The organism is Peptostreptococcus sp. (assembly GCF_977045075.1).
In genome coordinates, this window is record NZ_CDRRTB010000055.1 from 1 (window position 1) to 11,159 (window position 11,159).

At 38.9% G+C, this 11,159-nt stretch carries 10 protein-coding genes; all 10 read left to right on the top strand.

What is annotated here, in order from left to right; all coding sequences use genetic code 11:
• Positions 1-152 precede the first annotated feature (152 nt).
• Positions 153-761 carry a DUF4342 domain-containing protein gene (locus tag ACW6OJ_RS05495; protein WP_314494856.1) on the top strand — a complete coding sequence of 203 codons (609 nt, stop codon included), beginning with the start codon at positions 153-155 and terminating at the stop codon, positions 759-761.
• 86 nt (positions 762-847) lie between these two features.
• Complete coding sequence (gene glyQ / locus ACW6OJ_RS05500; protein WP_293429653.1) at positions 848-1,732, top strand: glycine--tRNA ligase subunit alpha; 885 nt, start codon at positions 848-850, stop codon at positions 1,730-1,732.
• Positions 1,725-3,794, top strand: a complete 2,070-nt coding sequence (gene glyS, locus ACW6OJ_RS05505; protein ID WP_455104750.1) for a glycine--tRNA ligase subunit beta — start codon at positions 1,725-1,727, stop codon at positions 3,792-3,794. Before glyQ ends, glyS begins: the two co-directional genes overlap by 8 nt.
• 261 nt (positions 3,795-4,055) lie before the next feature.
• Positions 4,056-4,640, top strand: a complete 585-nt coding sequence (locus tag ACW6OJ_RS05510; protein ID WP_455104749.1) for a DUF3793 family protein — start codon at positions 4,056-4,058, stop codon at positions 4,638-4,640.
• 12 nt (positions 4,641-4,652) lie between these two features.
• Positions 4,653-5,078 (top strand): flavodoxin, encoded by a 426-nt coding sequence (locus ACW6OJ_RS05515; RefSeq protein WP_293429660.1) that lies wholly within the window; start codon positions 4,653-4,655, stop codon positions 5,076-5,078.
• 244 nt (positions 5,079-5,322) lie between these two features.
• A complete protein-coding gene (locus tag ACW6OJ_RS05520; protein ID WP_456095979.1) occupies positions 5,323-6,225 on the top strand; it encodes an alpha/beta fold hydrolase in 903 nt (300 codons plus the stop codon).
• A gap of 97 nt (positions 6,226-6,322) precedes the next feature.
• Positions 6,323-8,251 (top strand): OPT family oligopeptide transporter, encoded by a 1,929-nt coding sequence (locus tag ACW6OJ_RS05525; protein ID WP_456095980.1) that lies wholly within the window; start codon positions 6,323-6,325, stop codon positions 8,249-8,251.
• 350 nt (positions 8,252-8,601) lie between these two features.
• Positions 8,602-9,417 carry an N-acetylmuramoyl-L-alanine amidase family protein gene (locus ACW6OJ_RS05530; RefSeq protein WP_456095981.1) on the top strand — a complete coding sequence of 272 codons (816 nt, stop codon included), beginning with the start codon at positions 8,602-8,604 and terminating at the stop codon, positions 9,415-9,417.
• Between the two features lie 116 nt (positions 9,418-9,533).
• Entirely contained in the window at positions 9,534-10,286 is a 753-nt protein-coding gene (locus tag ACW6OJ_RS05535; RefSeq protein WP_456095982.1) for a DeoR/GlpR family DNA-binding transcription regulator, read from the top strand.
• 127 nt (positions 10,287-10,413) lie between these two features.
• Positions 10,414-11,159 (top strand): 1-phosphofructokinase family hexose kinase (locus tag ACW6OJ_RS05540; protein ID WP_456095983.1); only part of this gene is annotated, 746 nt, incomplete at its 3' end.

The window sequence follows — 11,159 nt, forward strand, 5'->3', positions numbered from 1 at the left end:
AAAAGTTGCAGAGGTCTTGGTCAGGGAGCTCTTTTCTTTATTGAAGATCTACCTGGTCAATTATTTTGAAAATGTCAGTTTCAAATCCCTAGACCTCTTGAAAACTTTAAAGTAATATCTATTTTTTTAGAACTTGAGAAAGGATGAAAAATATGGCACAGATAACAATTGAAATGGTAGATCAGGTATTGGATAGACTTCCATATGCAACATACAAGGAAGCCAGAGAAGCCTTAATCAAGACTGATGGTAATGTACTAGACGCAATTATATATATTGAGTCAGGTCAGAAGGATACGGGTTTTGAAAACAAGAAAGAATCTATACGTAGGTTTGGGGAAAATATATCCCAGGAGTCAGAAAGAATAAGGGGCCAGTTAGGTGACCTATTTAAGAAGACTACTGTTGTCAGAATAATTGTAGAAAAAGAGGGCAAGGTGGTGCTAAATATACCTTTGACTTTAGGTGTATTAGGTGTAGCGGCCATGCCAGTCCTATCTTTACTAGGCCTATCAGCTGCAGTTCTTAGTAAGTACTCAGTCCTTATTACGGATGAGGCTAGTGGGGAAAGTGTTGATATGGGTAGCTTGACGCCAGAAAAACTAGAAATCCTAAAGGAGATTATATTTAACTCCTTCGAGGATATAAGGGGAACCTTCAAGAAGTCCAAGGATGAAGAGGAAGATGATTCAAGTGATGATATCATATATGAATTGATCAAGGAAGAAGACCCTAAAAAGGAAGATCCTGAAGAAAAATAAGGGCCAAAGATAGGTCCAAGAAAGACTAAAGAGTGAATTATATTCCATAAATAGGTGGATGATAAAAGAACCAGGAGGAAATATTTATGAATTTTCAAGAAATGATTTTGACTTTGCAAAATTTCTGGGCAAAGCAAGGTTGTATAATGACACAGCCATATGATGTGGAAAAGGGTGCGGGTACTATGAACCCTAACACTTTTCTTAGATCACTTGGGCCTGAGCCATGGAGTGTTTGTTATGTAGAGCCATCAAGGAGACCTGCAGACGGTAGGTATGGAGAAAACCCTAACAGGTTGTACCAGCACCACCAGTTCCAGGTAATCCTTAAGCCATCACCGGATGATATACAGGACCTATACCTAGAATCACTAAGAGCTATAGGTATCAATCCAGATGAACACGACATAAGATTTGTTGAGGACAACTGGGAGGCAGCTACTGTAGGTGCCTGGGGCCTAGGTTGGGAAGTCTGGCTTGACGGTATGGAAATCACTCAGTTCACTTACTTCCAGCAGGTAGGTAATATAGAATGTGAATTAGAGACCGGAGAAATTACTTACGGTCTTGAAAGAATAGGTATGTATATACAGGACGTAGATAGTGTATATGACCTAAAGTGGAATGATGAAATAACTTATGGAGAAGTTTTCAAGAGACAGGAATATGAAAACTCAAGATATGCCTTTGATGAGTGTAATGCTGAAATGCTATTTAAGCTATTTGATATGTATGAGGCAGAGGCGGTGCGTCTTGCTGAAATAGGCCTAGTAATACCTTGCTATGACTATGTATTGAAGTGTTCTCATACATTTAATACCCTAGAGGCTAGGGGGGCTATCGGTGTTAGCCAGAGGGCAGCCTTTATAGGTAAGATTAGGTCCTTGGCCAAGATAGTAGCAGAATCCTATGTTAAGCAGAGAGAAGAACTGGGATATCCATTATTGAAGGCAGGTGAAAGCAATGAATAATTATCTATTATATGAAATAGGCGTAGAGGAAATGCCATCAAGATTTGTGGAATCTACTCTTGGTCAGCTTAAGGACAACCTTACAAAGGCCTTGATAGAAAAGAGGGTTGGTTTCTCTGAAATAGAAACCTATGCAACACCAAGAAGACTAGTCCTAGTAGTAAAGGGCTTGGCTGATAGACAGGCAGACCTAGAAGAAGAGGTAAAGGGTCCATCTAAGAAGATTGCTCTAGCTGAGGATGGTAGTTTTACTAAGGCAGCCCTTGGATTTATGAAGGGCAAGGGCCTTGGTGAAAATGATGTATACTTCAAGGACCTAGACGGAACTGAATATATATATGCAACTATAAAGGAAGCGGGTGAAGACACAGAAAAAATTCTATGCGATGTTTTAGGCGAAATAGTAAAGGCTGTAGTCTTCCCTAAGTCAATGCGTTGGGGTGGAAAGAACATGAGGTTTGTAAGACCTATTAGGTGGCTTTTGGCCTTGATGAATGATAAGGTAGTTCCAGTTAATATGGAGGGTATCATAGCTTCTAATAAAACTGTAGGCCACAGGTTCCTAGGAGCCAAGTCAATAGAGGTTACAAGCATAGAAGACTACCTAGCCAAACTAGAAGAAAACTATGTAATACTTGACCAGGCCAAGAGAAAGGCTATAATAAGAGACCAGATAGATAAGGTTGCTGCCAGTATAAATGGTAGGGTAGATATGGATGAAGACCTACTTGAAGAGGTAACTTATATAGTAGAATATCCAACAGCCTTCTACGGTGAATTCGACAAGGAATATGCCAGCCTTCCAAAGGAGGTAGTAAAGACTCCTATGAAGGCCCACCAGAGGTACTTCCCAGTAGTAGATGACAAGGGGGACCTATTGGCCAACTTCATTGCTGTTAGAAATGGAAATGACCACAAGATAGAAAATGTCAAGAAGGGTAATGAAAAGGTACTTGAAGCTAGACTAGCAGATGCCCTATTCTTCTTTAGGGAAGATAGGAAGAAGGCCCTAGTAGATTATAGGCCACAGCTTGACACAGTTGTATTCCAGGAAAAGCTAGGTACCCTATTAGACAAGTCAGAAAGACTTTATAAGCTAGCAGGAAGATTAGCTGATGAGATAGGTAGAGGTGTAAACAAGGACCTACTAGAAAGGGCGGCCTACCTATGCAAGGCAGACCTAGTAACTAGCATGGTATTTGAGTTTGACGAATTACAGGGATACATGGGTATGGAATACTCAAAACTTGACAATGAGGATCCTATAGTATCTAAGGCTATATATGAGCACTATTTGCCAAGATTCAGTGGAGATGAAATACCTCAATCTGCAGAGGGTGCTATACTATCAATTATTGATAAGATTGATACCATAGCAGGCTTCTTTGCAATAGGTATCCAACCAACAGGATCTGCTGACCCATTTGCCTTAAGACGTCAGTGCCTAGGAATATTGACTATACTACTTGAAAAGAACATAGAACTTGATATAGCAAGGCTTGCTGAATTAGCCCTTGACCAGTATTCTGGTGTGGACTTCGACAAGGCAGGTGTGGTTGACCAGATAGTTGCCTTCTTCAATGATAGGACTAGGGTAATGTTCAAAGACTTGAGTATTAGGTATGACGTTGTAGATGCTGTTCTAGCAAGTGATGAAAAGAATATGTCAGACCTATATGCTAGGGGCCAGGCTATAAATGCATGGATAGATAATCCAAGCCTAAACGATATGCTAGTAGCCTTTAACAGGGTATCAACACTAGCAGAAAAGGCTGAGGTATTAGATATAGAGGAAGTGAACCTTGTTGAAGCTGCAGAAAAAGACCTATATGCTAAGTTTGTACTAGTGGATAAGGAAATAGTTAACCTTATGGGACAGAAGAAGTATACAGAATCACTTGATGCCTTTGCTTCATTAAAACCAGCCATAGATGACTTTTTTGAAACGGTTATGGTAATGGACGAAAACCTAGATGTTAGGAACAATAGGCTAGCCCTACTTGCCAATATTTACAAGTCCATGCTAAATATATGTGACCTATCAAAGATAGTTTACAAGTAAATTATAGAATATGGAACTGTAAAAGGTTTTGAAATTGAATCTGCTAGACCTTGGAGTCTCTTTGTGTGAGGGGACTTCAGGGTCTATTTTTATGCTTAAACAAGTAGTTTATAAGATAAAAAGAAATAAAAAAGTAGTTATAAAATTATCGAAAATTATTATCAAAAATTATTGACAGAGATTATCAACATTGTTATAATAAAAATAGATATTGATTGACATAAAAAATCAGTATTTATACAAGAAAGGTTGGTATATTTTATGGCAGACGTAAAGTTTGAAAACATACTTGCATACTACTGCTCACCGGTCTTGACAGGGGCTAAGGTTTCTAACCTGGTATCCATTTCTAAAATGGAGCTGCCTGACTATCGTAGACTAGTCCAGTATTATAATAAGAGATTTGAAAAATACGATATTAAGATTAATCCAATTTGCGAGTGTGGCCAGAGAATTTTAGTCTTTGTCTATAAACAGTCCCAGCTCTACCAGTACTTGAGGAGGACCGATGTAAATACGATATTGGCGGATTATGGTTACTCTAGCTCCTGGTCACTAAACAGGTACATTGCTACCTTGAAGACGAGGATGAGCAGGGGAGACTTCCCTCATGAAATTGGTGCCTTTTTAGGCTATCCTGTATCTGACATATTGGGCTTTATAGAAAATAATGGTAAGAACTACAAGTTCAGTGGCTATTGGAAGGTCTATGGTGATGCTGAAGAGGCCAAGATCTTATTCGAAAGATATGATAGGTCTAGGTGCATGATGATGGAAAAGATGAGTTGTGGAGAGTGTTTGGAAAATATATTAGGCCAATTTAAAAATCAATTATACATAGCATAGGAGGATTTAGAAATGAAGAAAGTTGGAGTTTTTTATTGGAGTGGAACAGGTAATACACAGGCAATGGCAGAAGCTATTGGTGAAGGTCTAGCAAAGGCTGGAGTTGAATATGATGTAATCAATATTTCAAATGATCCTGGTAAGAGTGTAAAGGACTATGAATCTCTAATATTTGGTTGCCCATCAATGGGATCAGAAGTTCTAGAAGAAGCTGAATTTGAACCATTCTTCGAAGAGGCAGAAGGTTCAATAGGCGGTAAGAGAGTTGCTCTATTCGGTTCTTACGGATGGGGAGACGGAGAATGGATGAGAGACTGGCAGTCAAGAGTTGAAGCAGCCGGTGCTAACCTATTTGATGATGGACTAATCATTAATGAGACTCCAAATGAAGAAGGTATAGCCCTATGCGTTGAATTAGGAGAAACTTTCGCAAGATAGTTGATACTAGCTATATAAGATACCTCCGCAAGCATATATTAGCCTAAATGCATGCTGGTGAGATCGAGAGATAGTAAGACATTAATTAGCATATTGAGTGATTTGATTTATATAAGTAAATTAAGTCTTTTTGACATACCCAAAAGATAAAATAATCAATGAAAAGAGGCCTGCGCAATGGGTCTCTTTTTATTTACTTATATTCAGCCCGCTTGTATAATAGTTAATAAGGGGAGTGATATTAATGGATAGAATAGAATGGTATTATGGAAAAAGAAATATATATGCATCAGAATGGCCGGTTGAAAATCCTAAAGGGGTTGTTCAAATAGTTCATGGAATGATAGAACATATAGGCAGGTATGAAACCTTTATAAAGGAATTAAACCAGGAGGGCTATGTAGTTGTAGGCGATGACCATATGGGCCATGGCAGGACTGCAAGAGATAGGAAGAATTTTGGAGTCTTTACAGGTGGTTGGATGGACCTTGTTGAAGATGTGGCAGACCTACAGAGGCAGACTGCAGCCAAGTACCCAGGCCTAACTTATATAATGCTAGGCCATTCAATGGGGTCCTTTGTGGTAAGAACCTATGCATCCTTATATGGGGATCAAATAGATGGGCTTATTATTATGGGAACTGGCCAAGTGCCACTTTCTTCATCCTACTTTGGCATTGGTGTATCCAATCTTATTAAGGCCTTTAAGGGGGACAAGTATAAGAGTAAGTTTCTCCACAAAACCTCACTAGGATCATATAATGATAAGATAGATAATAATAGGACTGTATCTGACTGGTTGACAAGGGATGAGTCAGTAGTTGATTCCTACCTATCAGACAAGTATTGTAGGTTTATACCATCAGTGAGCATGTATTTGGCAATATTTGAAGGGGTTAACTATGTGGCCAAGAGGAAAAATATAGCTAAGATGCCTAAGGACCTACCAATACTTTTGATATCAGGCCAGGAAGATCCTGTTGGGGACTATGGAAGGGGAGTGGACAAGCTGTATACAATACTTGAAGAGGAAGGCTTTGAGAAAATTACTAAAAAGCTATACCCATCCTGTAGACATGAGATTTTGAACGAGATAAATAGGGAAGAAGTAAGGGTTTTTATTTTTGACTGGATTGATAATATATAGAAAAATATACAGATTATCTTATTTTGTGGTATAATAGATTTTAGGTTATAGTATTATTTTTTAATTTATATTTTTAAAAAGAAAGGAAAATGTGATAATGAGTGCTAAGAAATTATCAAAAGAAGCTTACGGTGGCGTAAAGGGTGAAGATTATATACCCTACAATACCGATAAGACTAAAAGAGGTTCGAATACTGTTGTCATGATTATAGGTATAATCCTAGCTATAGTATTTGCAGCTTCAACGGCTTATTCAGGAATGAAGGCTGGTTTAACAGTTGCAGCAGGTATACCAGGATCTATAATTGGATCTGCCTTTATTGCAGCTTTCGCAAAGCAGAAGGGGCTATTAGGTAAGAACCTTGTTCAGGGTATGGCCAGTGGTGGTGAATCAGTTGCCAGTGGTTTAATATTCGTATTACCAGCAGTCCTATTAATAGGAAGCAAGATATCTTTTGTTGAAGGTATTGTAATTGGTCTAGGAGGTGTCCTATTTGGTCTAGGAGTTGCTTCTCTAGTTCTTGACTACCTAATAATAGAAGAGCATGGTAACCTAATGTACCCAGAATCTATGGCTATATCTGAAACACTAGTAGCATCTGAGGGTGCTGGAGATTCAGTTAAGTTCATGGGAATAGGATTTGTAATCAGTGGTATTATAACAATTTTAACAGGTTCATTCCTTAACCTATGTAACAATGTTTACAGTAAGTTAGGAGAATCTTTCTACAAGTTCAAGTTTGAAATAGAAGCTAATCCACTACTATTAGGTATAGGATTTATAGTTGGTTTAGAGGTTTCTATATCAATGTTTGCAGGATCTATCCTTTCAAACTTTGGTATACTTCCTTTGATCGGTTACTTCTCTGATATGGCTCACAATGGTCACCATGTATGGAATAATGCTTCAGTAGCCATTAGTCAAATGGATGTAAACACAATCTCAGGTGCCTATGTTAAGTATATTGGTGCAGGTATGATGCTTTGTGGTGGTGTAATCGGTGCTATCAAGCTTATCCCAGTTATAGTTTCATCTATCAAGCAGACTATGGGTGCTAAGGCCTCTGGTGCTAACCAGGAAGGTGCAGGCGTTCAGAGATTAATACTATTAGGTGGTATAGTAATAGGTTTCATCGGTGCTGTAATGGTATCAGGAAACATATTAATGGCTATAATAGGTATAGTGATTTCATTCATCCTATCAGCCCTATTCGTAATAGTTGCAGGTAGATTGACAGGTACTATAGGTACTTCAAATCTACCAGTTTCTGGTATGACAATAGCATCTCTAGTTATAGCAACTCTAGTATTCGTTGTTGCAGGTTGGACTGATCCAGCAAGCAACAAGTCTCTATTGATGTTCGCATCATTTATAGTTGTTGCTATCGCTATGGCAGGTGGATATGCCCAGTCTCAGAAGGTTACATTTGTAATCGGTGGTAATGAACCAGAAATGCAGAAGCACTATGCTATCTCAGGTATCATAGGTGTTGTAGTAGTTATTGGTGTAATGATCCTACTTGCTGACCAGTTGGCAGTAACAGGAGCTAACCCTCCTTTCGCCCTACCACAGGCTAACTTGATGGCTACACTTACATCAGGTATAATGTCAGGAGACCTACCATGGGTAATGATCATAGTTGGTGTTGTAATGGCCCTATTCATGTTCTTTCTTGACCTACCAATAATGACAGTTGCTATAGGTTTTTACCTACCAATATCTACAAGCTCTATCATCTTGATAGGCGCTATAGTTAGACTTATTGTTGAAAAGATGGCTAAATCTGAAGCTGAAAAGGCAGCAAGAGTATCAAGAGGTGTCAGTTTATCTTCTGGTCTAGTTGCTGGTGGATCTATAATAGGTCTTATAGGTATCATACTTCAGGTTGCTGGTGTTGTAGGCGGACATACTCCAGAAGGATTTGCTGCTGGCAATGGTATGGCCCTAGTATTATTAGCTGCCATGGTAGTTGCTACACTTATTGCAATAATGGCTACTAAGGTTAAGCTACACGATGAAGAATAATATATAGGCATAAATTAAAAAATAAGGGCTAGGAGGCTTTATATAGGCTTTCGTAGTTAAAAAGACCCAGTTTGAGGACTAATCAGACTGGGTTTTTTGTGTCTACAGAATTAGAGGCTAGTCCTATCATATGGATTATACTTACATAGGTCTTGATACTATAAGACTAATCTACAAGACCAGCCCCAGATCTTAAAATTAGACTTTGAAAGATATAGTGGAATTTTTAAGTGAAAACTCCATAATCATGGTATATTTTGCTTGCTTTTGACAGATTTTTTTGGTATTGTTATAAATAAGAAGAAAAAGTGGGTAAAAGCCCTTAATTATATAAGAAGAGGGAGGACTTTATGAGAAAGTTAATTTATGTGTTTTCATTCATATTACTGACATCTATGGTCTTGGTGGCCTGTGGACCGACTAGCCAAAGGAATACCAGTCAGACCGACCAGTCACAGACTCAGTCTAGTACTAAGGGGTCTGACCAGCAAGGCAGGGATAAGAACCAAGAGGATAAGAATAAGGACAAGACAGGCAAGGGTCATATCGTAGTAATAGATCCAGGCCACCAGGAGGCAGCCATGAATGACTTGGAGCCAATTGGACCAGGGGCCAGCCAGTCCAAACCAATGCTTTCATCAGGAACAGCAGGGGCCGTAACAGGTGTTCCAGAGTACCAGTTGACTTTAGATGTATCCTTAAAGTTAAGGGACCAACTAAGGGCAAGAGGCTATGAGGTTGTAATGATAAGAGAGGACAACCACTGTCCCATTTCTAATAAGGGAAGGGCAGAAATTGCCAATAGGTACAAGGGGGCTGTATTTTTGAGGATACATGCCAATGGTGACTCAAATCCAGCTACAGCAGGTATCTTGACTATGTGTCCAGCCAGTGATAACCCATATGTACCAGAGATTATAGGAGATAGTAAGCGCCTTTCCCAGCTGGTTTTAGACCAGATGCTCAAGTCTACTGGGGCTAAAAGTAAGGGAATAATAGAAACCAACAAGATGAGTGGTATAAATTGGTGCAAGATACCGGTCACTATAATAGAGATGGGCTTTATGTCTAATCCAGAGGAGGATAGGCTAATGCAGACAGAAGACTACCAGGACAAGCTAGTAGAGGGTATTTCTGATGGTGTGGACAGCTACTTTGAAATATAAGAAGTGAATAAAAGAAAAAACGATAGAAATAAACAATTAATATGAACAAAATAAACAAACAAAATGAAAAAACAGTAGAAATAAACAATTAATATGGAATTAAGGAGATTAAATCAATGCTAACAGAAGAGAGACAGGCCTACATATTAGACAGGATTAACAAGTTTAATACTGTTAAGTTGAAGGACCTAGTAATAGAATTAGGGGCTAGTGAGTCGACGATAAGGAGGGACTTTGACGACCTAGAAGACAAGGGACTCATAAAGAGGGTTCATGGTGGTGCCGTGAGTATAGACGGTGCCTTCACCTTTGATAATACAATCATAGAGAGAAGTGAGAGAGCCCTAAGTGAGAAAATAGCCATAGGAAGATGCTGTGGTGAACTTGTAAAGGATGGGGACTTTGTATATATAGATGCAGGAACTACCTGCTATGAAATAATTCCCTTTCTAAGGGGGAAGGATATAGTAGTTGTTACAAATGGAATACATAATATAGATAGGCTGTTGGATAATAACATAAAGACCTATATACTGGGTGGCTATGTAAAACCCATGACTAAGGCCCTGATAGGTGAAGAGGCAATTCTGGAGATGAGCAAGTATAGGTTTACTAAGGCCTTTATAGGGGCTAATGGAATTAGTGCCAACTCATCGATAACTACACCAGATATCAGTGAGGCAAATATAAAGGCAGAGGCTATCAGGAGGTCAAAGGATGTTTATGTCGTGATAGATTCTAGTAAGTTTGGCAAGGTATCCTTTGCCAAAATTTGCGACTTGGACGAGGTTTCAATAATCACAGATGCAAAGAAGGAAGGCATAGACAAGAGAATAGTTGAAAATACTAGGATAATCAGTGTAGAATAAAAATGAAAGAAATTGAAAGAAAATTATAAAAAATGGTTGATTTTAGAAGTATTTTTTGTTATACTAGGCATATAGTGATAGAAAATAAAAGAAAATAATATATTGTGATAGAAAAGAGGTGTATTTCATGATATATTCGGTAACACTTAATCCATCTATTGACTACATAGTCCAGCTGGAAGAATTTAGCGAAGGAAAGCTAAACAGGTCAGAGGGTGAATATGTAAATGTAGGTGGAAAGGGAATAATGGTGTCTAAGCTACTTACTAATATAGGGGTAGAAAACAAGGCGCTAGGATTCCTAGGTGGCTTTACGGGTGACTACATATATTCTTGGTTCAAAGACCAGGGTATGGCAGAAGATTTTACCAAGGTAGGCCAGAATACGAGGATAAATGTCAAGCTTAAGGGTAAGCAGGAAAGTGAAATTAACGGCAAGGGTCCAAGTATAAGCAGTGGGGAGGAAAAAGACTTTTTGAATAAGCTGGCAGGTCTAAACAAGGGTGACACAGTCATTATATCAGGAAGTGCAGCTCCAGGACTTAGCAAGGACATATTTGACCAGATAATTAAAATCTGTAAGGGCAAGGAAGCTGACTTTGTGATAGATACAAGTGGCCAGGCCTTAAGGAAGGCCATAGACCTAAAACCTCTATTAATCAAGCCAAACTTCGACGAGGTAAGTGAGCTTTTTGGTCAAGAATTCACTAGTAAGGATGAAATAATCCCATATGGTAAGAAGTGCCTAGAGATGGGAGCCCAGTATGCCATAGTATCAATGGGTGGAGACGGAGCCCTATTCTTCGACGGAGATAGCGTCTACTATGCACCAGCTGTAGAGGGTGTCCTAGTGAACTCAGTAGGTGCTGGAGA